The 24,328-nt window shown below is 63.7% G+C and carries 16 protein-coding genes and 1 pseudogene; 9 read left to right on the top strand and 8 right to left on the bottom strand.

What is annotated here, in order from left to right; genetic code table 11:
• Positions 1 to 103: 103 nt before the first annotated feature.
• The 4 genes from BUS42_RS16195 to BUS42_RS16180 all read left to right on the top strand — a co-directional run bounded on the left by BUS42_RS16195 (position 104) and on the right by BUS42_RS16180 (position 6,248).
• A complete protein-coding gene (locus tag BUS42_RS16195; protein ID WP_074307920.1) occupies positions 104 to 1,480 on the top strand; it encodes a DUF1501 domain-containing protein in 1,377 nt (458 codons plus the stop codon).
• Between the two features lie 23 nt (positions 1,481 to 1,503).
• On the top strand, positions 1,504 to 2,427 hold the full coding sequence (locus BUS42_RS16190; protein ID WP_074307918.1) for a TolB family protein: 924 nt from the start codon (positions 1,504 to 1,506) through the stop codon (positions 2,425 to 2,427).
• A gap of 147 nt (positions 2,428 to 2,574) precedes the next feature.
• On the top strand, positions 2,575 to 3,741 hold the full coding sequence (locus BUS42_RS16185; RefSeq protein WP_074307916.1) for an alkaline phosphatase family protein: 1,167 nt from the start codon (positions 2,575 to 2,577) through the stop codon (positions 3,739 to 3,741).
• Positions 3,742 to 4,286: 545 nt separating this feature from the next.
• Positions 4,287 to 6,248 (top strand): acyltransferase family protein, encoded by a 1,962-nt coding sequence (locus BUS42_RS16180; protein ID WP_074307914.1) that lies wholly within the window; start codon positions 4,287 to 4,289, stop codon positions 6,246 to 6,248.
• 10 nt (positions 6,249 to 6,258) lie between these two features.
• Here the strand turns inward: BUS42_RS16180 and BUS42_RS16175 are convergent, their stop codons facing one another.
• From BUS42_RS16175 to BUS42_RS16165, 3 genes are all read right to left on the bottom strand, one after another.
• Positions 6,259 to 7,203: a serine hydrolase gene (locus BUS42_RS16175; protein ID WP_074307912.1), complete on the bottom strand. Its 945-nt coding sequence runs from the start codon at positions 7,201 to 7,203 to the stop codon at positions 6,259 to 6,261.
• 206 nt (positions 7,204 to 7,409) lie between these two features.
• Positions 7,410 to 8,276, bottom strand: a complete 867-nt coding sequence (locus BUS42_RS16170; protein ID WP_074307910.1) for a dienelactone hydrolase family protein — start codon at positions 8,274 to 8,276, stop codon at positions 7,410 to 7,412.
• A 245-nt stretch (positions 8,277 to 8,521) separates the two neighbouring features.
• Entirely contained in the window at positions 8,522 to 10,798 is a 2,277-nt protein-coding gene (locus BUS42_RS16165; RefSeq protein WP_074307908.1) for a CHASE3 domain-containing protein, read from the bottom strand.
• A gap of 583 nt (positions 10,799 to 11,381) precedes the next feature.
• On the opposite strand from BUS42_RS16165, the gene BUS42_RS16160 reads away from it, so the two are divergent.
• The 4 genes from BUS42_RS16160 (at position 11,382) to BUS42_RS16145 (ending at position 17,730) form a co-directional block, all read left to right on the top strand.
• Positions 11,382 to 12,332 (top strand): SMP-30/gluconolactonase/LRE family protein, encoded by a 951-nt coding sequence (locus BUS42_RS16160; RefSeq protein ID WP_254053555.1) that lies wholly within the window; start codon positions 11,382 to 11,384, stop codon positions 12,330 to 12,332.
• 352 nt (positions 12,333 to 12,684) lie between these two features.
• Positions 12,685 to 15,345, top strand: a complete 2,661-nt coding sequence (locus BUS42_RS16155) for an amidohydrolase family protein (protein WP_074307904.1) — start codon at positions 12,685 to 12,687, stop codon at positions 15,343 to 15,345.
• A gap of 49 nt (positions 15,346 to 15,394) precedes the next feature.
• Positions 15,395 to 16,945: a sulfatase family protein gene (locus BUS42_RS16150; RefSeq protein WP_074311130.1), complete on the top strand. Its 1,551-nt coding sequence runs from the start codon at positions 15,395 to 15,397 to the stop codon at positions 16,943 to 16,945.
• A gap of 200 nt (positions 16,946 to 17,145) precedes the next feature.
• Positions 17,146 to 17,730 carry a hypothetical protein gene (locus tag BUS42_RS16145; RefSeq protein ID WP_083670235.1) on the top strand — a complete coding sequence of 195 codons (585 nt, stop codon included), beginning with the start codon at positions 17,146 to 17,148 and terminating at the stop codon, positions 17,728 to 17,730.
• Between the two features lie 151 nt (positions 17,731 to 17,881).
• Here BUS42_RS16145 and BUS42_RS16140 read toward each other — a convergent pair whose 3' ends face one another.
• The 5 genes and pseudogenes from BUS42_RS16140 to BUS42_RS16125 all read right to left on the bottom strand — a co-directional run bounded on the left by BUS42_RS16140 (position 17,882) and on the right by BUS42_RS16125 (position 22,653).
• Positions 17,882 to 18,802, bottom strand: coding sequence for a reverse transcriptase domain-containing protein (locus BUS42_RS16140; protein ID WP_254053554.1), 921 nt, complete (start codon positions 18,800 to 18,802; stop codon positions 17,882 to 17,884).
• 1,006 nt (positions 18,803 to 19,808) lie between these two features.
• Positions 19,809 to 21,218, bottom strand: coding sequence for a sulfatase family protein (locus tag BUS42_RS16135; RefSeq protein WP_074311126.1), 1,410 nt, complete (start codon positions 21,216 to 21,218; stop codon positions 19,809 to 19,811).
• A 362-nt stretch (positions 21,219 to 21,580) separates the two neighbouring features.
• Positions 21,581 to 22,021 carry a WD40 repeat domain-containing protein gene (locus BUS42_RS16130; protein WP_074307902.1) on the bottom strand — a complete coding sequence of 147 codons (441 nt, stop codon included), beginning with the start codon at positions 22,019 to 22,021 and terminating at the stop codon, positions 21,581 to 21,583.
• Between the two features lie 6 nt (positions 22,022 to 22,027).
• A pseudogene (locus BUS42_RS46485) lies at positions 22,028 to 22,132 on the bottom strand (hypothetical protein); the annotation flags it as partial.
• Positions 22,129 to 22,653 carry a WD40 repeat domain-containing protein gene (locus BUS42_RS16125; protein WP_074307900.1) on the bottom strand — a complete coding sequence of 175 codons (525 nt, stop codon included), beginning with the start codon at positions 22,651 to 22,653 and terminating at the stop codon, positions 22,129 to 22,131. The pseudogene BUS42_RS46485 and the gene BUS42_RS16125, both read right to left, overlap by 4 nt.
• A 473-nt stretch (positions 22,654 to 23,126) precedes the next feature.
• On the opposite strand from BUS42_RS16125, the gene BUS42_RS16120 reads away from it, so the two are divergent.
• On the top strand, positions 23,127 to 24,320 hold the full coding sequence (locus BUS42_RS16120; protein WP_254053553.1) for a hypothetical protein: 1,194 nt from the start codon (positions 23,127 to 23,129) through the stop codon (positions 24,318 to 24,320).
• Positions 24,321 to 24,328: the final 8 nt, after the last annotated feature.

The following is a 24,328-nucleotide window of genomic DNA, read 5'->3' as shown; positions in this document are numbered from 1 at the left end:
GAATCTGGCGCTGAGTGCCTGACGGGTCGCGACCCCTCTGGTATTCTGAAACCGCAGAGGGTGCCGAGAGGGGTGATCGTCACGACCGATCGTGGTTGATTTAATGCTCAATTTTGGAATCACCTATGGAAAGACCTGCGGCGGATCGTCGCGGCGCGCCTTTCTGCGGGTGGGCACGCTCGGGGCGCTTGGCTTGACGCTGGGCGACTACCTGGCGCTGCGGGCGGCCGCCGGCGCTGGCTCGCCCCCGGCTCGGGCGGTGATCGTGCTCTGGCTTTGGGGTGGTCCGAGCCACCTCGATACGTTTGATATGAAGCCGGATGCGCCGGTCGAGTATCGAGGACCGTTTGATTCGATCGCCACGCCGGTGCCCGGATTGCGGGTCTGCGAACTGTTGCCTGGATTGGCGCGGCGTGCCGATCGGTTTGCCTTGCTCCGGGGGATGCATCATGAGTCGAACGATCATGGGGTAGCCGGGACGATCGCGCTGACGGGGACGATTGCTGGGGCGGTCGGGCTCGGAGGCGCAGAGAATAGCCGGGCGATGCGTCCGAGCACCGGCGCGATCGTGGGGCGATTGAAGCGGGGCAAGCCTGGGTCGCTTCCGCCTTACATCATCCTGGGCAGTCCACTGCACCAGGGGCTCAAGCGAGTCGTCGGTGAGGGGGGCGGATCGCTCGGCAGTACCTATGACCCGTTCCGGCTGGACTACGAACCGGGGGTGGGGCTGAAACTGCCCGAGGTGACGCTGCCCGATGGGGTCAACGCCGCCCGACTTGGTGCGCGGTGGGACCTGCTTCAGGGGCTCGAATCGTCCGTGCCGAACCCGCCGGCGGCGCCGCTCCCGTCCGAACGGCTGAAGCGGCACTACGAACTGGCACGCACCTTGATTGCATCGCGCCAGAGCCTGGCGGCTCTTGACGTCGCGCGTGAACCGCGGCCCCTGCGTGAGGCGTACGGTCCCCACCGGTTCGGGCAATGCTGCCTGATTGCGCGCCGGCTCGTCGAGTCGGGAATTCCCTTTGTTCAGGTCAACTGGAGCACGCACGTCGAAGGGCCCGAAGATGCCGGGGACGGCGGCTGGGACATGCACGACCGCTACTTCCAAATCATGCAGGACCGACACGGCTGGATGTTCGACCGGGCCCTCTCCGCGCTCCTCGACGACCTCCACGACCGCGGCCTGCTCGACTCGACCCTGGTGGTTGCCGTGGGCGAGTTCGGCCGTACCCCGAGGATCAACGACCGTGCCGGCCGCGATCACTGGAACAATTGCTACAGCGCCCTGGTCGCGGGGGGCGGCGTTCAAGGGGGCCGGGTCATCGGCTCATCCGACCGCCGTGGCGAGCATCCCAAGGACCGTCCCGTCACTCCGGCCGACCTCGGGACCACGATCCTCGCCCGGCTCGGCATTGATACGACGGCGCTCACCGGGGTTGGACTTGCCCCGATGGGTGACGTGATTGAGGATCTGTTCTGATCGCTGTATTTAGGTGTTTGTCGATGACCAGAACGATCCTCTTGGCTTTGTTGGTCACGCTCGCAATCTCGATTGGCTCGGGGAGTGAGGATCGGCCTTCAGTTCAACCAGGCGGGCAACTTGTCCGCCTGACCCACGACGGGCTCGACAAGCAGCGGCCGAGTTGGGCGCCGGACGGGCATCGGCTCTTGTTTGCGCGTCACGAGTTGGGTGGTTCGCGGATCTGGGAATATGTGCTCGATGTCCGATCGTCATCCGCTCCCGCGCGGCGGCTCACCGATCGCAAGACTCCGGAGTACAACGGGGCCTTTTCTCCCGATGGGTCGCGGGTCGTCTTCACGGCGATCAGCTTGTCCGGGACCCAGGGGAACCTTGATCTCGCTCTGATCGATGCCGACGGCACCGGTATGAAAACCGTGGTCGCCGACCAAGGCCCGCTCGCCCATCAGGATTGGCCCTCGTGGTCGCCCGACGGCCAGAGGTTCGCCTTCAGCTCGACCCACGACGGGAACCAGGAGATCTACACCGCCAAGGCCGATGGCTCCGACCTCATCCGGCTGACCCAGAGTCCTGGCCTCGACGCCCACCCTTGCTGGTCGCCCTATGGCAAGTGGATCGCGTTTGCCACCGACCGGTGGGAGGGCCTGGAGCTTGCTGCGGTTCGGCCCGATGGGACCGGCGTGCAGCGCCTGACCCGCAGCCCCGGCCTCGACGACTATCCCGCCTATTCCCCCGACGGGGCTCGGCTCGCCTTCGTCTCGAATCGCGACGGTCAGTTCGAAGTTTACCTCGCCGGGGCTGACGGCTCTGACCCCTGGAACTTCTCGCAACACCCGCTCCGTGACACCTTTCCGACCTGGACCCCCGACGGCCGGGGGATCACCTATGTCTCGAACCGCGATGGTGGATTCGACGTCTATACCCAGACGCTGGTGCCGGTGAAGTGATCCCTCCTGGTCCCAGGGCGGGCCCCGGGGCCTGACCGGGTGTGAGAATTGACCGAGGTGGTTAGAATGTCCCGTTCTGCCCAAGGACCAAAAGCGCACCGGTCGCCAGGTCTCTCTCCCACGCCCAAGCCGGACAGGATGCTCCTCATGATGACAGTCCCTCGATTCGCTCTTGCTCTCGCACTCGCGGTTTTCCAGATTGGCGTCACGGTCTCGCGGGGGGCCGAACCTGGGGCTCGACCACCCCTTGCGACTCGTAACGTGGTGCTGGTGACGACGGACGGCCTGCGGTGGCAGGAAGTGTTCCGAGGCGCTGAGGAGTCGTTGATCAACAAGAAGGACGGCGGGGTCGCTAACGTGGACGCCCTGCGTCGCGACTACTGGCGCGACGGGGTCGAGGCGCGGCGCGAGGCCCTCATGCCGTTCCTCTGGAAGACCGTCGCCCGCGAGGGGCAACTCTACGGCAATGCCGACAAGGGAAGCCCGGCGCGAGTGACCAACGGCAAGAATTTCTCCTATCCCGGATATAACGAGCTCCTGACCGGGGCGGCCGATGCGCGGATCAATAGCAACGACAAGGTGCCCAACTCGAACGTAAGCGTGCTGGAGTGGCTCAACCACAAGCCGGGGTATCAAGGCAAGGTCGAGACAGTCGGTTCGTGGGACCTCTTTCCCTACATCCTGAACGTCAAGCGAAGCGGCCTGTCCGTCAACGCGGGGTGGGAGGCGTTGGCACTGGCCGGCAAGTCCCTCAATGAAAGCCAGGTCTTGCTCAATCAGGTCATGATGCAGTCGCCCCGTCTCTGGGAGGGTTGCCGGCATGACGCGTTCACGTTCCCGGTGGCCATGGAGACACTCAAGCATCAGACGCCTCGGGTGCTCTACCTCAGCCTGGGCGATACCGACGAGTTTTCCCACGGCGGCCGGTACGACCATTACCTTCGAGCCGCGCATGACGTTGACGCCAACCTCAAGCAGCTCTGGGACACACTGCAATCGCGGCCGGAGTATCGTGACACGACCACGATGATCGTGACGACCGATCACGGCCGGGGCGACCCGCCTCGGGGCTGGCGCGACCATGGCGAGAATACGAAAGGCTCGGACGCTATCTGGGTCGCCGTCCTCGGTCCCGACACACCCGCGCTCGGCGAGCGCAAGGACACCGCCGTGGTGACCCAGTCCCAGGTGGCCGCGACGCTCGCCGCTTTCCTCGGTGAAGACTACTGCGCCGCCGTCCCAGCCGCGGCGCCGCCGATCGCCGAGGCGATTGGCCGCGCGAGCCAGGCCGCGGCCGTCTCGGCGCAGCCCTAATTTCCTGGTAAGAGATTTCGGGCCGATCCTGGGTCGAGCTTCGCCGAACCCGTTTTTTCCCGGCTTCGGCGCGGTCGGCCTTGGAATCCTCAGTGGGGCTCACGATTCCCGTAGGGTGGGCACGGCCCACCATCTTAACCTCCCTTTTGGCAAGGAGATCGGGATGGTGAGCCGTGCCCACCCTACGGAACTCAGACGTTGGGGACCCGACGATCAGCCGCCCGTTGAACCGGTCGCACATGCCGCAAAATGGGCGCAATCGGAACCGGGGGATTGCCTTCTTGCTTATCATGTCAAGAGTGGTCGTTCCTCGAGACGAATGGTACGACGAGGGGCCGAGAGTTCGACCCTTGCGCGGAAACGGACCGAATCGAATCGAAGCGAACCGATTGAGATTACGGGGCTTTCCGCTACGATGACGACTCTTCCCCCAAGGCTCAGAAGTCGCACGACCGGCAGTTGCGTTTGAGCGTCCCGCGGGGAGCGATTCTCCCGATACGGAACCATCGGGCCGCCGAGGTATCGCGAAGGAACGTGGTATTGTCATGGATGAGACCAAGGCCAGGCCAGCGCGCCCCGCGCGTGCGAGCGGAGGAGCGGGAGGCGCTTCGCCCGCAAAAGGTGGCGATCCCGCCCAGTTGGGGCATGCCCTCGAGTCGTTGCGGGTTGTGACCACCTTCCTCGTGGTCCTCTATCACGCGGCCTTGACCTATGTGGCGACGCCGCTCCGGTTGACGATGTGGGTGGCTTACGACGCCTCGGGGTTCACGGGCTTTGACGCGTTCATCTATTGGGTGAACGGGCTGGCGATGCCCGTCTTCTTTCTGGCCGCGGGAGTCTCCGCGCCCGCGGCCTGCGAGTCGCGCGGTCCGCGCGTTTTCCTGAACCATCGGGCGCACCGACTGTTGCGTCCCCTGCTGTTCGGTTGCTTGACCGTCCTGCCTGCGTTCTATCTGATCTGGGGCTACGGGCTCATGGCCACCGGACGCTGCGACTTGGGCCACATCCTGAGCTGGCGGTTCCCCCCCACGGTTCGCCACAACCTCTACGGTTTTGGGCACCTCTGGTTTCTCGAATACCTGTTCCTGGTCTGCGTCCTCTGGTGCGGTGCCTGGACTCTGCACCGCAAGTTGAAGTGGGGCCGACGATCGGAACTCCAGGATCGGGATCAGGAAGCGTTGCCGACGCGGTTGCTCGGCTCCGCGTGGCGCCCGCTTCTGTTCGCGATCCCGACGACCCTGATCTTCCTCGTCGATTCGGACACGATGCTCCGGGTTGACAACGTGATTGTGCCGAACCTGTTTCGATTGCTCCACTACGCCTTCTTCTTCGCCGTGGGAGGGTGGATCTCCAAGGTCCGCGAGCCGAAGCAGCGGCTCATGCCCTATGGCGGGCTCTACCTGGCCCTCTCCCTGGTTCTGTTCGCGGGGATGTTGCCGCTGTTGCTCCAACACGCGGCCTCACCGCTTCAGGGCGGGCTCCGGATCGTCTTCTGTGTGTGCGCGGCCCTCTTCTCCTGGTTGACCGTCTTCGGCGGGCTGGGCGTGCTGCTTCGGTTGGTCCAGGGGCGGGGGCCGACCATGAGGTTCCTGAGCGAGGCGTCGTTCTGGATCTACATCATCCACGTGCCGATCGTCGTGCTGATGCAGGTGCTGCTCCTGCCTCTCGCCTGGCCCGGTCCGCTCAAGTTCTTGCTCGTTTCGGCGGTGTCGATCGTCCTCAGCATCCTGAGCTATGAAACGATCGTGCGGCGGAGCCTGGTCGGTGAAATCATCAACGGCGCCCGGAAGCGGACGACGAAGCCCGGGCGGTTCGGTCCGGAGTTCGGCTGGAGGCTTTCGCTCGGTGTGGCGACCCTTCTCCTGGTCGGCTTCGTCTGGTCGTCGCGCGGGTTCCTGGGGGGCAACAATCTCCACGAGGAGATCCCGGGCCGTCTCTACCGCAGTGCCCGCCTCAATCCGAGCGACCTCGACGCCCTGATCCGGCGCGAGGGTTTGCGAACCGTCGTGGCATTCACCGGCGACCCGCAACGGCATACCTGGTTCGCGAAATACCAGAAGGTCTGCCAGTCGCACAAGGTCGAGCTCTATACGATCAACCTGCGTGACGAATTGGTGCCGTCAAGGCATTTGATGATTCAGTTGGTGAACATTCTTGAGAGTTGTCCGCGTCCGGTGGTCGTGCAGGGCTATCGCGGGATCGATCACAGTAGCTTTGCGGCCGCGGTCGCCAAACTGCTCGATGGGGCGGCTCCGCGGGAGGCGCTCAAGCAGTTCGGCTTGAGGTACGGCCAGTTCGGGGGGCTGGAACATTCTCCGTTGGGGCAGACCCTGCTGAGCTATCAGGATTGGTTGAATGCCCACCACTGGCCGCACACCGCCGAACGGTTCCGGGGCTGGGTCCGCGAGGAATACCTGATCAACTCGTTCCCTGCCTGGCCCGAGGACGCGAACCCACGGGCCAAGCTGTTGGCGCGAAAAACCCAGTCGGCGGCCGTCACCCGATGAACGGACAGCCTCAGCGGGTTTCCACGGCGAGGGCGGAGTGGACCAGGGTGTCGGTCAGCCGCTTGGCCGTCTCGGTGAGGTGGCGATGGGCCTCGTCGCGGGTTTGGCCGCCCGCGTCCGGTTGCGCGACCATCACGGTGTAGACGATCGGGTGGTCCCCCGCCTCGTACCAGCCGCTCTCGACGTGGGTGATGGGATCGGTGGCGAGGTCGCCGTCCTTCCAGTAGTGCCGGCCCAGGTTCGGTTCGTCCTTGGTGAGTACCGAGCGGCGGACCGCGTCAACCGTGGCCGCGTCGAGTCCGGGGACCTTCCGCGTGGCCAGGCGTTGCAGGACCGCGGCCAGGGCCGCGGGGGTGGCCTCGTTGTCTCCCTTGACGCGGCGGTCGGCCAGCATGTAGCGGCGGACCATGATCGGGGCGAAGGCAGGGTCGCGGTCATGGATCGCCTGGGTCAATTCCTCCGGGCCGCCGAGGAGCGCCGTGGTGACGTTGGCGGCGGCGTTGTACACGATGTTCGAGGCGGGGACCGAACCCATCATGACCCCGCCGATCCGGCGGACCGACGCCCCTTTGAGCCCTTCGCGAATCTCGTCCCGCTGCGCCGGGGTGAAATGGGCCACGGCCGGGTGCTCGTCCTTCAAGATCGTCGCGAGGCCCGATGGGCTGTCATCGAGTGCGCCGGCGTGCCGCGCGAAGAGCTCGATCAGGAACGCCGTCTTGATCGCGCTGGCGGTGGGCAGGTTTACGCCGGGATCGGACGCATAAAGCGCCTCCCCCGCGGGCCCGCCGATCCAGAGGCCGGCCCGGATCGGTCCGCCATGGTCGGCGACGATTTTTCGGACGTCCCGATCGAGAGTCTCGCGATCGAGCCGGTACGTCAGGACGTCGGCGAGCCCAAAGGTCGACGCCAGGACAAGCGAGACGGCAAACGCCGCCAATGATTTTGGGAACGTCATGGCAAACAAGACCCTTGGATTGTAAGCCGTGAAAATTTGATGATATGCGGTGGAATTTGTTTTGTTGAGGAGGCCACGGAAATGAGACCTCCTCTGGAGAGCGGCTTACCGTGGATTGCCCCAGCCATCCCGATCGCTCGGCCTGGGATTCAACCGAGCGAGGATGGTGCGCTGGGTGACTCCGTTGGGGAATCAAATGCGGCCGATCAGGCGACGCCGTGTTGTTTGAACCAGGCGAGCATTCGCTTCCAGCCGTCTTCGGCCTTGTCCTTGCGATAGGTCGGCCGGTAGTCGGCGTTGAAGCCGTGGGGGGTGTCGGGATAGACGATGATCTCGGCGGTCTTGTTGGCTTCCTTGAGCGCGGCGCGCATCCGATCGATGGTCTCGACCGGGATGCCTTGATCGGCGCCGCCGTAGAGGCCGAGCACGGGGGCCTTGAGCGCGCCGGCCAGGTCGATCGGGTTTTTGGGATGGAGTTCATCCGGCGGGCTGACGATTCGGCCGTACCAGGCCACCCCAGCCTTCAGGTGCGGGTTGTGCGCGGCGTAGAGCCAAACGATTCGCCCGCCCCAGCAGAAGCCGGTGACGCCGAGCTTGGTCGTATCCCCCTTGCCCGACGCCTTGACCCAGGCGACGGTGGCGTCGAGATCGGAGAGCACCTGGGCGTCGGGGACTTTGGAGACGACCTTGGCGATGATCTCGGGGATCTCTTTGATGGTCGACACGTCCCCCTGGCGCGCGTACAGCGCGGGGGCAATGGCCAGGTAGCCGGCCTTGGCGAGGCGGCGGCAGAGGTCTTTGATATGTTCGTGGACGCCGAAGATTTCCTGGACGACCAGGATGACCGGGAACGGCCCTGGTTTCGCCGGTGCGGCCCGGTAGGCCGGAATCTCGCCGTCGGACGTCGGGATCTTGACCTCCCCCGCCTCCAAGCCTTCGGTGTCGGTCGTGATGGTGGTCTGGGCCGAGACCGGCTGCACCGCCAGGGCGAAGCCGGCGGCGAGCGTCGTGACCGCGAACGTTCTTCGGGTGAAATCGCCGTTCGCAGGCGCGGATTGCGTGTCGTCGTGCATCGAGCCGGTTCTCCTCGAAAAGTTGGTGTATCGCCCGCTTGGGGGGGACGACCCAAAGGGGGCTCTCGGGATCGGCATGAATGCGGGGTTGGCGATGCCTCTCAACGGGCATGAACCGCGATTCATTAGGTATGGTCTTAATGGAGCCAAGCCCCGGACGCAAGCCCGCAACGATCTCCGCGTTGCAAGTCCGCCGGTTTTCATGTCACAAGCTTGAAAACGTGGAAATTTCTAGGCTTGCTGGGTCAGCCGGAGTCCGCCGGCCGGCTCACGACCTGGCGGATCGTGGTCACGAGCCTGGCGAAGTCGATGGGCTTGGTCAGGTGCGCCCGGAACCCCGCCTCACGGCTCTGGCGAATATCCTCTTGCATCCCGAAGCCGGTCAGCGCGATCGCGGGTAACACGCGGTTCACCGAGAGCTGGCGAAAGAGGTCCAGGCCGCTGCCGTCCGGAAGCCCGATGTCGCTGATCACCACGTCGAAATCGAGCCCGTTGGCGATCGTGAGTGCCTCCTGGACGGAGCTTGCGGTCGTCACTTCGTGGCCGATCCGGCGCAAGAGCCTGGCCATGACGATCAGGGTCATCGGCTCGTCCTCAACCAGGAAGATCCGCAGGCTTGCCGGAGGAGGGTCCAGAGCCGTTGTCGTACTCGAACTCGGAGTCATACTCGTCGCCGTCGAACCTGGCAGCGGAAGCGTCTTGGCGTGAAGGACCGGTTGCTGTTCCACTTTCAACTGCACCCGGAAGGTCGCTCCTTGGTTCTTACCGAGGCTCTCGGCGGTCAGGACCCCACCGTGCGCTTCGATCACCCCCAGGCTGATCGCCAGGCCGAGGCCCATGCCGCCGAATCTTCGGGTGATCGATGCTTCACCCTGATGGAACGGGTCGAAGATCCAGGGCAGGACGTTGGGCTCGATGCCGATTCCCGTGTCGACGAATTCGATGATGAGCATGTCGCGACCGAGTGCGGTGGGGTCGGGCTCATTCCAGGTGCGAATCGCGATCGTTCCCCCGGTCGGGGTGAACTTGACCGCGTTTTTGATCAGGTTCCAAAAAACCTGTTCGAGTCGAGTCGCATCCGCGCTCACGTGATGGTCGCGGGCCGAGAGGTTGACCGCCACGCCCAGTTGCTTGTCCTGGACGTCGCTCTGGCAGATCTGCACGGCGTGGCGGATCAGGCTGTGGCAATCGAGGACCGTCGGATGCAGGGTCAACTTTCCTCGCGCGATCCGCATCACGTCCAGCAGGTCGTCGATGAGCCTGGCTTCCAGAACGACGTTCTCGCGGATCATCTCCAGCGCGGGGCCAATCTCCTCGGGCGCAACCGGCCGCGCGAGCATCGAGGTGACCGCGAGCATGATGGGGTTGAGCGGAGTCCGCAGCTCGTGGCTGAGGATCGCGAGGAACTGGTCCTTCGCCCGGTTGGCGTTCTCCGCGTCGGCGAGTGCCGAGCGCTCGGCGGTCAGCAATCGCTCGCGTTCGGACTCGTCGCGTCGCCGCGCGGTGATGTCGCGGAAAACGATGATCACGCCGAGGATCTGGCCGCTGGCGTCGCGGATCGGGGCGGCGCTATCGTCGATCGGGATCCTGGTGCCGTCGCGAGCGATCAGCAGCGTGTGATTCGCCAGGCCCGAAATCACCCCTTCGCGGAGCACGCGCGTCACCGGGTTCTCGGCCGGTTGTCGCGTTCGCTCGTTCATGAGTTGGAGGACCATCGCGATCGGCCTTCCGACTGCATCGGCGAGCGGATATCCGGTCAGCGCTTCGGCGACCGGGTTCATGAGTTGGACGCAACCGGTCTCGTCGGTTGAGATGACGGCGTCGCCGATACTCAGAAAGGTGGTGGCGAGCCGGGCCTCGCTCTGACGAACCGCCAGGGCACGCCGTTCGCGCTCGGCCAATTCCCGCCGACGCAAGACCAGGGCCAATCCGAGGAGCCCCATCGCCAGGAACGTCGCGATCACGACCACGAGCGCGGTTCTCTGGAACGCGCGCCGTGAGATCCACCGGTCCCGGGCCAGCACGCTCTGCTCGTGCTCCCGCATGGCCGAGGCCACCCGGCGGGTCCGGTCCATCAGCCGAATTCCCCGGCCGTTCTTCACGGTCTTGAGGGCGGCGTTCTTGTGTCCGCTGCGAAACAGGGCCACGGAGTGTTCGAGTTCTTCACGCTTCTGATCGATCAGATCACTCAGATGGTTGACCCGCCTTGTCTGGTTCGGGTTGTTCGCCGTGAGCGTTTTCAGGCGATCGAGTCGGCCCGGCAGAAGGCCAAGGGCCTCAACGTACGGTTCGAGATAGGAGTCGGATCCCGTCAGGAGGTAACCCCGCTGGCTACTCTCGGCCTCCCTGAGCGCGGCGATGATTTGCTCGACCTCGTTCAGAGTGTCCCGTGAGCGGCCGGATTGGCGGGCCATCGTGGTGAGTGTACGCAAGCTCGCGAACGCGACGATGATGTTGAGCGACAGCATCGCCAATGCCAGCGGAAAGGCCAGGCTCAGTATTGTCCTCCGGCTCAGACTCATTCCCTGACCCCGATGGCTGCGAGCGAGCGCTCGCTCGAGTCGAATGAACGGAACCACGATCCTAAACGGATCGCGAGCCGACTGATCCTGGGCATCGCGTCGCGATGCGATGATACGACGAAAGTTTCATGGATCAAACCACCTTTCACGTCAGAATTCCGCAGCGTTGAGGAACGACGGCCGAGGGCGGTTGTTAGGGGGATTCGGCTACGTGCCCAGGGTTTCAAACGGTTTGCGGCCGATCGCGGCGGAGCCGCCGGGCGAGACTCCCGGATCAGGAAATGGCGCGATCACGAACGGAGTGGCTATTCGAAAAGGTAGCATGTCCGGCAACCCCCGGACAAGGGCTTCGACGAAGGGATTCGGCGTTGCCGCCAAGAACCGAATCGACCAGGCTCCGATTCCAGGAATAAGGTCCTGTTTGGCTTACAGGAATGTTCTTGCGAATCTCACTTTGTCGTATCACTCGAGCAATCTGACGGTAAAATCAGGCTTGCCGTCAAGAAAATCCCCTGGGGCCACCGCGATGATTGCTCGCTGTCACGTTCGACATTACCTGTTCTTCGCCATACTGGGAATGTTGATGTTCACGCCCGTCTTTGCGCAGCAAGACCCAGGCGTGCTCGCTCGGGACGCGAAGCCGGAATTGGTTCGGGAGCAGGGGGCCGGCGAGGGCCCGTTATGGCACCCGAAGCTCGGACTGCTCACCAGTGGGGACGGGCACATCAATCGACGGACGCGTGAGGGAGTGGTCTCGATCTACCGCCGTGATGCCGGGTCGAACGGGCTCCTGCTCGATCCGCAGGGTCGGCTGGTCATCTGCGAGTTCCAGAACCGACGCGTGACCCGGCTCGAGGACGATGGCCGGCTCACCGTTCTGGCCGAACGGTACGAGGGGAAGCGGTTCAATCAGCCGAATGACCTGACCATCGATTCCAGGGGCCGAATCTACTTTTCCGACCCGTGCTATGGCGATCGAACCGCGATGGAGTTGGTCGACTCGCAAGGGCGTGAGGTTGAGGGAGTCTACCGGATCGATCCCGATGGGTCGGTGACGCGGATTCTCACCCACGAGGTCGATCGCCCCAACGGACTGGTCGTCACATCTGATGACCGGCATCTCTTCGTGGCCGATAATAACAATAATCATGCCGGCGGAGCCCGGAAGTTGTGGCGCTTCGACCTGCGGGCCGACGGCACCGTCGATCCCGCCAGCCGCAAACTGATCCATGACTGGGGCACGACCCGAGGGCCTGACGGCATCAAGCTCGACGCCGAAGGACGCCTCTTCGTCGCGGCGGGCCTGAACCAGCCGAACCCACCGCACGAACTTCAGAACCAGCCGACCGCGGGTGTCTACGTCTTTTCACCCGAAGGCCGACTCCTCACTTGGATCCCGATCCCGCGCGACGAGTGCACCAACTGCGCCTTCGGTGGCGACGACCTGAAAACCTTGTACGTCACCGCGGGCGGCTCGCTCTGGAGCATCCCCGTCCGGGTGCCTGGCCAGCCGGCACGAACGTACTTGAAATGAGCGCCGAGGATTCAGGGGCGGAAAAGTCAAGCATGCCGGGGCATCCCGTCAGGACACGAGCTCATTTTTGCATTCCCTGGGACCGCGGGCGACCCGCCCGCTCTTGGGTTGAAATTGAAATTGAAAAAAGCGGTCGGGGCGCCGACGGTCCCAGGGAAGAGAAGCCAAATGGGGTCGGGGCGCCCGCGGTCTCAGAGAATTGCGATTCGGAGTGAGGAACCTCGAAGCCGCTCGCTCAGCCTCGAACGATGAGAGTCCCCGTTGCGGGCCCCACGCGGGCCAGGTATCGTCGAGGACTTCGAGGACGCCCCCGTTGAGGGTTCTCGCCAGTCCCCGTTGACCTGGGATCCTGATGCGAACGATCCATTGCCGGTTGTCTTGCTTACTCGTCCTTCTCACTCTGCCCCACGGAGATGCACGCGGTGAGGATGAGCCGGCGGTCCAGGTCTTCCGCGGGGCCACGGTGCTGACGGCGACCGGTGGTGAGATTGCCGACGCCGACCTGGTGGTGCGCGACGGTCGGATCGCTGCGATCGGTAAGCGTGGGGAAGTCGCGGTTCCCGAGGGGGCCCAGGTCCAGGACGTCGCCGGCAAGGTCATCATTCCCGGGCTGGTCGATACGCATTCGCATATTGGGATTTACCCCAAGCCGGATATCGAGGCGCACTCCGACGGCAACGAAATGACCGGGCCCGTGCAGAGCGGCATCCGGGCGCTCGACGCCATCTGGCCCGACGACCCGGGGATCCGGATGGCCTTGGCCGGAGGTGTCACCACGGCCAACATCATGCCCGGCAGCGGCAACGTGATCGGCGGCCAGACCCTCTATGTCAAACTCCGAGGCGGGCCGATCACCGCGATGATGGTGACCCCCGGCACCCCCGAGGGGGGGCTCAAAATGGCCAACGGCGAGAATCCGAAACGCGCCTACGGCTCGAAAAATCAGGCGCCCGGCACCCGGATGCGCGTCGCCGCCCTCCAGCGCGAGCAACTCCTCAAAGCCGAGGACTATCGCCGCAAGTGGCAGAACTATCGCAAGACCAAGGCGGAGGGGGGCGAGAAGGCCAAGACGGCCACGGAACCCGAACGCGACCTGGCGATGGAGTCGCTCGTCGAGGTGCTCGACCGCAAGCGGACCGTTCACTTCCACACTCACCGGGCCGACGACATCATGACCGTCGTGCGGCTGGCTGAGGAGTTCGGCTTCGAGGTCGTCGTCCAGCACGGCACCGAGGCCTACAAAATCGCCGATGAACTGGCCAAGCGGAAGGTTGGCGTTTCGCTGACGATCCTCGACAGCCCCGGCGGCAAGCCCGAAGTCGACGGCCTCATTGAGGGGAACGCGGCCATCCTGGAGAAAGCCGGGGTCGCGATCGCCGTGAACACCGACGACTTCGTCACCGAGTCCAGGTTCCTGTTGCGGACCGCGAGCCTGGCCGTCCGTGGTGGATTGTCCGAAGCCTCCGCGCTTCGGGCCTTGACGATCACACCGGCCACGATGCTTCACCTCGAGCGTAAGATCGGTTCGATCGAGCCGGGCAAGGATGCCGACTTCCTCATCCTTTCGGGCCGGCCGTTCCGCGTTTACACGCAGGTCTTGCAGACCTATATCGAGGGAAAGAAGCGGTACGACCGCCTCGACCCCGCTCAGGCCGCCTACGCCATCGGCGGCTTCGCACTTCCTGATTCCAAGGACCGACCCGCGCCGGCGGTTCCGATCCAAGCTCCGGCCGACGCCATGCTCCCGACCGTGAAGAACGGGGCGGAGATCAAGCCCGAGACGAGCCGGATCGCGATTCGCGCGGGGCGGCTTCACACGGTCGGCGGTCCCGCGATCGCGGATGGCCTGGTCCTCGTCGAGGCCGGCAAGATCAAGTATGCCGGCAAGTCTGAAGGCGTGGATATCCCCGAAGGAACTCCCGTGCTTTCGGCCGCTGTGGTGACTCCGGGGCTAATCGACGCGCATACGGTCGTGGGGGTCTCGGGGCGGCTTAACATTGCGGCCGACCAGGATCAGGATGAGAAGAGCGACCCGAACCAGTCCGACGTGCGGATCCTCGATAGCTTCAACCCGGCCGAGCCGTTGCTCGAGTTTGCCCTCCGACATGGCGTGACCCTGATCCAGGCGATGCCCGGCCCGGTCGACGTGATCGGCGGCCAGGCCGGAATCTTCCGGACCCACGGAGTGACGGCCGAAGCCATGAAGGTTCGGTTCCCGTCGGCGATCGTGTTCAACCTGGGCGAGGTCCCCAAGTCGTCTTACCCAGGCAAGGCGCCTGGCACCCGGATGGGCACGGCCGCCTTGATCCGCAATGCCCTGACCGCCGCGGCCAACGACCGCAAGAAGCGACTCGCGGCCAAGGAGGGATCCGAACCCGACCACAACCTCAAGCACGAGGCGCTCGGTCTCTTGCTCGAGAAGAAGGTTCCGGCGGTGTTCGCCGCCCACCGCGCTGACGACCTGGCCACCGCGCTTCGGTTGGCCGACGAGTTCTCCCTGGATCTCGTCCTCAGCCAGGCGACCGAAGGCTATCGGCTCGCCGACGCGATCGCACGGGCCAAAGTTCCGGTGCTCGTTCATCCGACGATGCAGCGGCCCGGCTCCCCCGAGACCTTCAATTCCACCTTGAACAACGCCGCGCTCCTGGCCGACAAGGGCATCCCGGTGGCGATCACGTCAGCCTACGAGGGTTATGTTCCCAAGACCCGGATCCCGCTTTACGAGGCCGCCATCGCGATGACCAACGGCCTCGGCTACGACCGGGCTCTGAAGGCGATCACGCTCGACGCGGCCAGGATCCTCAAGGTCGACGCCGATTACGGTAGCCTGGAGCCGGGCAAAGTGGCCGACGTGGTGCTCTACGACGGCGACCCGTTCGAGTACGCCTCCCACGTGTCGCACGTCCTACTCGGCGGCAAACTCGTCTACGACCGCGCGGTCGAGGCCAAGCGACCACTCCGAGGCATGAGCTCCGACGTCTTCATCGAACCGGCCTGCTGCCTGACCCATTGATCGGATCGCGCGGCGGATTGATTTTATACTAATGATGGAACTCATCTCGATGCCTTCACGATTTTCGACCGCTACAGCCTTGCTTCTCACGCTCTGGGGAACGACCGTGAGTGAAGCCGACGAAGCTTCACCCAATATTGTTTTGATCTATGCTGATGACCTGGGCTATGGCGACCTCGGGTGCTACGGCGCGACCCAGGTCAAGACGCCGAACCTTGATCGTCTGGCCGCGCGTGGACTCCGTTTCACCGACGCTCATTCGTCCGCGGCCACGTGCACACCGTCGCGTTATTCGCTCTTGACCGGAGAGTATGCCTGGCGGCAGCAGGGGACGAACATCCTCCCGGGTGACGCTTCGCTGATCATCAAGCCGGGCCGGCTGACCGTGCCTGCATTGTTGAAGCAGGCGGGGTACACGACCGGGGCCGTCGGCAAGTGGCACCTGGGGCTCGGCGAGGGTCCGATCGATTGGAACCGAGAGATACACCCGGGGCCGCTCGAGGTGGGGTTCGACTCCTGCTTCATCCTGCCGGCGACGGGGGACCGGGTGCCTTGCGTCTACGTGAAGGACCACCGCGTGGTTGGCCTCGACCCGAACGACCCGATCAAGGTGGATTACTTGCAACCCGTCGGTGACGACCCGACCGGGCGTTCGAACCCCGATCAACTCAAGATCAAGCTGAGCCAAGGGCACGATAACACGATTGTCAACGGGATCAGCCGGATCGGCTACATGACGGGTGGCAAGGCGGCCCGCTGGGTCGACGAAGAGATGGCCGATGTCCTGACCCGCGAGGCCACGGCGTTCATCGATCGGAACCAGGCGAACCCCTTCTTTCTCTACTTCGCTACGCACGACGTCCACGTCCCGCGCGTGCCGCACCCCCGCTTCGCCGGCAAGAGCGGCTGCGGCGTTCGCGGCGATGTGATCGAAGAGCTCGACTGGTGCGTCGGCGAAGTGCTCGCGACCCTCGACCGTCTGAAGTTGACCGACAACACCCTGGTCATCTTCTCGAGCGACAACGGCCCAGTCGTTGACGATGGCTACGCCGATGAGGCCGAGCAAACCCTCAACGGGCATCGTCCCTCCGGCCCGCTTCGCGGTGGCAAGTACTCCCCCTATGAAGGGGGGACCCGCGTCCCCTTGATCGCATCCTGGCCGGCAAAAATCAAGCCGGGAGTTTCTGATGCGTTGATCTGCCAGATCGACCTGCTGGCGACATTCGCCGCCCTGACCAAACGCGACCTCCCGCAGGACGCGGGCCTGGACAGTCTCGACGTCCTGCCCGCGCTGCTGGGTATCTCGCCCAAGGGCCGCGACCATCTCGTCGAGCAGGGGGGCGGCCTCTCGCTCCGCCAGGGGAACTGGAAACTGATCGCGCGACAGGCCGGCGGCCAGGGGGGAGCCGCGGCGAAGAAAAAGGCCGCGGTCGCGAAAAAGAAGACCAATGGGCTTGCCCCTGCCCGCGAACTCTATGACCTCGCCGCCGATCCGAGCGAGACCAACAACCTCGCCTCGAGCCGTCCGGAAGACGTCAAGCGGTTGAGCGACCTGCTCGAGCGAATCCGCCAGGACGGTCGCAGCCGGCCCTTGCATTGAGCCACGTGAAGCATGGACGTACCCGTTCATGACCCGAGGGCGACAATAGAGCGGTTCCCGACCGGCTGGCTCACGGAAAAAGAGGACAGGCCCCCGGCCTCCAAGGCGTTCGGCGCGATTCAAGGGCTCAGGGGCCGGGAGCCAGTCCCCTTTTTCCTCCGCTGTGCGCAATGCAAAAGTGATCGCCCAAGGACAGTCGCATGCTCTGGCCGCTCGCCCTCCCCTTCAAAATCACGATCGCGTTGCTCATGGCGTTGGTTGCTTTGTTGACGGCACTCGCGCCGATCGTGAAATGGAAACGCGGCAAGATGTTTAAAATTTCTCTGGCATGCGGGTGCCTTGCCTTGATTCCCTCCTGCATGGGAATCATGGCGATTATCGACTCGCAGCGTTTCGGGACATTCCAATACAATTCCGGCTCGGAAGTGAATGACTTTCGTGTCGAACGCTATCTCCCAGCAAAAGCCAGAAACATCACTCTGAAGAAGATTTCGGCCGGCCATTGGGCGAAATATTCGATCTCGAAAGCGGATCTGCTGTCGTATCTCGATGCGATTTGGGACAGATATGGTGAGTACTCGGTGACATCGCGCGATCAACTTCACGACGGCGAGCCGGTTTCTGTCGATTCTATTGACTATGACCGCATGTTTGCTGACTTAAAGTGGCCAGCACTCAAGAATCCAATCGAGTTCCACAGCCCGATCGGGAAAGATGGGGATGGAGCGATCTATTACTTCGATGCAACCACCGAAACCGTCTACCACCGTGCCGGTTACTGGTGAAACGATACGACCCGCCATGGAGCGAGGAATCCCCCTCGTTCCCACGGTCCTCCGTGGGAATGCCGATAGGGGTAGGGAGAGCGGATTACGCTCCCCCTCCCTCCAAACCGTACGGGCGGATCTCCCGCATACGGCTTTCCCGTTGGTGGTTTTACCTCAAAGAGGATTGACTGGCTAACTCATGGGCTCGTTCCAAGCTGAAAAGTCCATGGTCGGCAAAGAAGGCGTTGGGCCAACGTTGATGGTCGGTGCCACGACCGCGGCCTCGTTTCTTCATCCGTTTACGGAGCAGACTCCGCAGACGCATGCGGATCCAGCCGTCGAGTCGTTCAAACGTCCACTTGTGGCTGTGCTTGAAGTATTCAAACCAGCCACGAAGCGTTGGGTTGAGGCTAGCGATGATCGCGGAGAGGCTGCCCCCGGTCGTACGCGTGGTCTTCGTCCGGACCGTCTCCTTGAACTTGTCCAGGCTCTTCGGTCGCGGGCGGCGTGTGCCGTCCTCAAACCTGTAGCCCAGGAAGTCGAAGCTTTCGGTCCTGACGGCGATGATCCGCGTCTTGGTGGGATGCAGGGTCAGGCCGGCCGAGGCCGTCCACTCCTGCACCACCGCCATCGCTTGGGCCGCTTCCTCCGAGCTTCGACACAGGATCACGACGTCGTCCGCGTAGCGCACCATCTCGAAACCCGATTCGGCCATCAGGTGGTCGAGCGGATCAAGGTAGATGTTGCTCAACAGCGGGCTGATCACCGCACCCTGCGGCGTCCCCTGTTCGGGCGTCGATACCTCCAGGTCGTCGAGGACGCCCTGGTGCAGGAACGCGTCGATCAAGTTCAGCACCTTCCCGTCCGCTACCTTCTTGGCGACCAGCGCCAGCAGGCGGTCGTGGGGGATCGTGTCGAAATCGCTCTTCAAGTCGGCATCTACCACATGGGTGAATCCGCCTTTAAGCAGCTCGTCCACCCGCCGCAGCGCGTCCTTGCATCCCCTGCCGGGGCGAAAGCCGTAGCTGTGCGCGGCGAAGTCACGCTCGAAGATCGGTTCCAACACCTGCCGGAGTGCCGTCTGGACCACCCGGTCGCGGACGGTGGGAATCCCGAGCGGACGCTTCTCCTGGTTTCCTGGTTTCCTGGTTTGGGAATCCAGTGTCGGCGGATCGCTTGCGGACGGTAGGTTCCCGTACGCAGGGCGTCGCTGAGATCCTTCAGGTTCTCTTCCAGGCGGTCCTCGAACATCGTCACGGTCACGTGGTCCACGCCCGCGGCACCCTCGTTGGCGGCGACTCGAGAGTATGCCGTATACAGGGCGCGTTGCGGGTGGACCTTGTCCATCAGGCTATACCAGACTCCACCTTTGACCCCCTCGATGAGGGCCGTCAACATCCGCTCCGTCCAGACCGTCGGTTCGACCCAGACCCATGGGATCGGGATCTCTCTGGCGCGCCTAGCCCTCGCGGGCACTGCCTCCAGTGGGAATTCCTTCGCATCGGACATCGCGTCTCCACCTCCCTGCACCCCTTCGCTCCACCGGAGTTACCCGGCTTCTGCGCTACTATGGGTGCTCTGACTCCTGGACCCCCGGCTCTTCGTATCCTTATCAGGGACAATGAACACCGGCTTTGGCGAGGTCCAGGTCTCCCTGTGTTTCGTCATCGAACCTTCCGATCATTCCGTCTCCAACAACCTACTGTCGTCCCGACGCCATTCTGGGGTTTTGTGCGTCGGTCTTACCGGACCACATCACTGTGGACGCCCTTTCTGAGGGGCCATGCGTCAATTGGGCTTCGCCATCGAGGAGCAGGCTCGCCACGACAGTCGGCCGAATCGAGTTTACTTGCGTTACGGACTGATCGTTCACCTACGGTTGCTTCCCACCCCGCCTCGCGGCGACGCAGTTACCCTCGGTTACGAAGTGCCAGAACACTTCGGCAGGAACTCACACCCTGCGGATTCAATGCAATTACAGGCGCACTCCCCGACGCTCCGCGTCGTCGGGCCCGCGCCAGCCGAGGACGGAGAGCGTCCCCGACTGCATTCGGCCGACGAAGCAAGACAATGCGGATCTGGGGATTCGCGAAGTTTCAGCGTGCTTGCGGATCGCCGATCGAGGTCATCCACTGTTTGAGTTGTTGCGCCAGTCCGGCTTTGCGCTCGCGATGAGCGGGGTCGGCGGCCAGGTTATGGGTTTCCCCCGGGTCGTCGGCGAGGTGGAAGAGTTCGTCGTCCACGCCCGGTTCGAAGTGGCGGATGAGCTTCCAATCGGGGGTGCGGATCAGTCGCATGTTCGCGACCAGGCCATTGTGCATGTCGTACTGACCGAAGAGGGTGTCGTCCCAGGGGGCCGGGTTGTTCTTCGGTGCGCGGAGCAGGGGGACGAAGCTTCGGCCGCCGATCCGCAAGTTGTCGGGCACGCCGCCGCCGGTCATCTCGACGATGCTGGGGAAGAGGTCGAGGTTGGAAACGACCCGGTCGATCGTGGTTCCCGGGGCGACGACGCCCGGCCAGCGCACGATCAGGGGGACTCGGATCGAGTCATCGAACAGATTCGGCCGCCGCCCTTCCTTGCCTTCAATGAGCCACGAACCGTTTCCCTTGTGCCAGAGGCCGTGGTGGCCGATCATGTAGCCGTGATCGCTTGTGAAGATCACGATCGTCTTGCCGGTCAACCCCAACGATTCGAGCCGATCGAGCAGGACGCCGACGTTGCGGTCGACCGAGCTGACGCTCGCGTAATAGCGTCGGGTGAGCGTTTTGACCCGTTGGCGAGGCAGGCCGGGGACATCCGGGATCGTCGGGTCGAGCGTGTCGTAGTGCGCTGAGTCTTGTGCGGGCACGGGTGCATAGGGCACATGGGGCGCCCGGAAGTGGATCGAGAGCAGGAAGGGGCGATCGCGGTTGGCCTCGACGAAGCGGATCCCCTCTCCGACCAGGAGGTCGGGGAGCGAGCCTTGGACCCGCCGGACCGTTCCTTCGACTTCGAGTTCCGGGTTGATCGGCTGATTCCCACCGCCGAGGAACCCGAAGAATCGATCGAACCCCTGGCGGGTGGGATGGAACTCGCTCCGCGTTCCCAGATGCCACTTGCCCATGAGCGCCGTGGCGTACCCTTGGGCCTTGAGCAACTCGGGCCAGAGGATCGCCGAAGGGGCCAGGCCGAGGTCGGGTTCAATCTTGGGGTCGATCCAGTCGGCAATGCCGAACTGTGTGGGATAGCGGCTGGTCAACATGCTGGCTCGCGACGGCGAGCAGACCGGAGTGGCGGTGAAAGCGTTCCGGAACAGGGCCCCGGTTTGGGCGAGTCGGTCCAGGTTCGGCGTGTGGATTTCCTTGTTCCCGTAGGCTCCCAGGGCCCACTGAGCCTGGTCGTCGGTGTAGAGAAAGACGATATTCGGCCGTTCCACCGGTCCCTCCGCGCACGCGGCGGAGGGTGAGGCCAACGTCGGGCTCAGTAGCACGGCAATCCACAAACCCGTATTCCCGAGACGTCTCATCGCGGTTTTGCTCCCCATGCCTCGTGGCTGATCCCAGCTTGCGATCGACTTGGCTTTCCAAGTTTTGGCTTGGATCCGTCGGTTCTGCAACTTCATTCATCCGGATTGCCAAGGATTGGGCTTACACGCGCGGAGGCAGTGGCCGATCTGGCGATCGGCTTTTGCAACTGCGGAAATCTCGACAATTTTAGTGTCTAGAGAATGCGATGTGAAATTATGATCGGTATCGAAAAGTCGTGATGAACAATCTTGGATGGTCGCGACGGCGAAGGATTCACCAACGGGCCGAGGAACGCGAGGAACCGGCTCCGCCAAGTCACCACGGACCTGGCGGAGCATGTCGACATCGGGGGATGGGATGCTCATTTCCTCTCGGGCACGTCCCACAGGCGGATGCTGCCGTCGCAGCAGGCCGAGGCTAAGGTCTTGCCGTCGGGGTTGAAGGCGACGCTGAAGATCCGATCGGGATGCCCCTTGAAGATCGCGTAAGGGCGGCGATCGGCGAGGTTCCAGAGGATCACCTCGCCGGGCCCGGGCGTGTAATTGTAGTCTCCCCATCGGCCGCTGCTCGACGCGAGTGTTTTGCCGTCGGGGCTGAACGCCAGACCCAGCGCCTGGACGGTATGCCCTTTGAGAGTGGTGAGTTCTTTGCCGGTCGCGGCGTCCCAGAGTTTCACCGTCTTATCCCAGCTCGCTGAGGCCAGCGTCGAGCTATCGGGGCTGAAAGCAACCGACTCGACCTGATCGACGTGGCCCTTGAGGACGGCCAATTCCCGGCCTTCGGCCACGTCCCAAGGTCTCACCGTTTGGTCGCCGCTGCCCGAAGCCAGTTTCTTGCCGTCGCGGCTGAACGCGACCGACCAGACGCCTTGCGAGTGGCCTCGTAGAGTGGCCTTGGCCCGGTTGGTTTTCAGGTCCCACAGGGTGATCGTGTTGTCCCAGTGTGCCAGGGCGAGGAGGCCGCCGTCGGGGCTGTAATGCCATTGACCTCCGACGCGAACGGGAGGGAGAGACGCGTCGAGCCGGTCTCGGGATCGCGCAACCTCACGGTCTTGTCCATCCCACCGGTGGCCAGGGTCGTACCGTCGGGGCTATACGCGAGTCCTTTGACCTCGCGGTCCTCCTTCTCGATCGCCCGCTCGCGCTTCTTGTCGAGGTCCCAGAGCTTCAATCGGCCCGGGTTGTCCCCGAGTAGCCCGCAGGCCGACGCGAGCGTCTTACCGTCGGGACTGTAGGCCACCGTCCAGACCGGCGACCAGTCGTGGCCACGGAGCGTGGCTTGAGGAGCATCTTGCGTGATGGCTTGCCCCGCCCTCGCTGGGTCCTCCTGGGCCGTGCCAGTGCGCGCGAGGACAAGACCTGCTGGGACCGCGAGCGCAATCCCGACGAGCATCGAGGTGGCCTTCGCGCGGCGTTCGAGATGATGGTGAACCACGGTTCTGCTCTCCCTTTGCTTGGACTCTGTTCGGCCCAGTCGGAGCCTCTACGACTCTTGTAACAGATCTGGCCGGCAGGAGGCAAACTTTCTCGTGTCCAGCGAGGAGCCGAGGAGTCAAGCCTGGACACTCGGTCGGCGAAATCAAGGAGACAATGCTTTAAGTGATGTTGATAGTGAGATGTTAGTGTTCGTGTGAGAATTTGGTTTTTTGGTTGGGTGCGGCGTGCGATCGATTGCCGGTCGGTTCTCGAGTGGGTACTGTCAACGGAGCCCGACGGAAGGTACGCCGAGGTTTTGGGCGGGAGTCCGGCGAGCGGGCGTTGACTTGGTCTCGGGATGGGCGTCTTGGACGGATCGCAAGGTCCCGCCGAGCGAGGGGTGACGATGTGACGGACGGCGATCGATCGCGAGCGAGTGGGTTTCAGACGCTGATGCGACATGAGTTTCGCGTCGATAGGATCGCCTCTTGGGTGGCGGAACGGAAGATTGGGACGATCCTTTTTCTGGGAGTGCTCGCGCGCGTCGCCCAGTTTCTGGCCAATCGGAGGAATTGGCTGGACGAGGACTCGCTGGCGCAGAACATTGTCACGAAGCATTTCCTGGAGCTGTTCGGTCCGCTCTCGGGGGCCCAACTCGCTCCCCCCGGCTTTCTCGGCGTGGAATGGGGGCTGTTCCGACTCTTGGGCGATCGCTCGATCGTCCTCAAGATATTCCCCATGCTCTGCGGCGTTGCCTCGCTCTTTCTCTTCGTCCGGGTGGCTCAGCGCAGTTTGCGGCCGAATGCCGTGGCGATTGCCTTGGGCCTATTCGCGGTTTCCGACGACCTGATCTACTTCGCGTCCGAGTTGAAGCAGTACTCGACCGATGTGGCGATGGTGCTACTGTGTGACCTACTCGCGCTTGAGCTGATCGCAAGCCCTGCGACGAGGCTTCGCCTCGCGCGTTTCACCGTGGTGGGAGCGGTCGTCGTCTGGTTTTCGCATCCCGTGGCGTTCGTTCTGGCGGGGCTGGGACTCGTCCTGATCGGCGCTGCGCTCAGAGCCGGGGAATGGAAGCGGAGTCTCATTCTCGCGGCTATGAGCCTGGTCTGGGCCCTCAGTTTTGCGGGCGTCTACGTCATCTCGAACGAGCAACTGGGGCATCGTGGGACGATGTGGGAATTCTGGGCGTTTGCATTCCCGCCCCGGCCGTTGACCGCCTCCGGGGGCGCGGAGTGGTTGATTCGGAGCGTCCTGTACCTGTTCGCCAATCCGATCGAGATCCCGACGCCGCTGGGGCGGACGCTGTCGGCGCTGCTCTGGTTCGGCTGCTTCCTGGCCGGTATCGCCTCGTTCCTGAGACGAGGGGCGAATCAAGCGCTCGGGATGCTCGTGGCTCCCGGCCTCATCACCCTGATTGCCTCATGCCTTCATCTCTATCCGTTTCATGGCCGACTCCTTCTCTTCCTCGTCCCCGCGCTACTGCTCTTGATCGCCGAGGGAGTGGCCTGGGTGGTCGAGCTGGCGGGGTCGCGAGCGTTCCGGGTGGTGTTGCTCGGAGGGATCTTCCTGTTTCCAACTCTTCAAGCGACTTATCACTTGTTCGAACCTCGCGAGCGTACGGACTTCAACCCGCGCGGCGATCGCCGCCCCGCGAATCTGGAGCCCTCACACTTCCCGTTCTGAGACAGCGG

This window comes from Singulisphaera sp. GP187, assembly GCF_900129635.1.
GTDB lineage: Bacteria > Planctomycetota > Planctomycetia > Isosphaerales > Isosphaeraceae > Singulisphaera.
The sequence above is the reverse complement of the archived record's forward strand: the minus strand, read 5'-3'. Positions and strand labels throughout refer to the sequence as shown.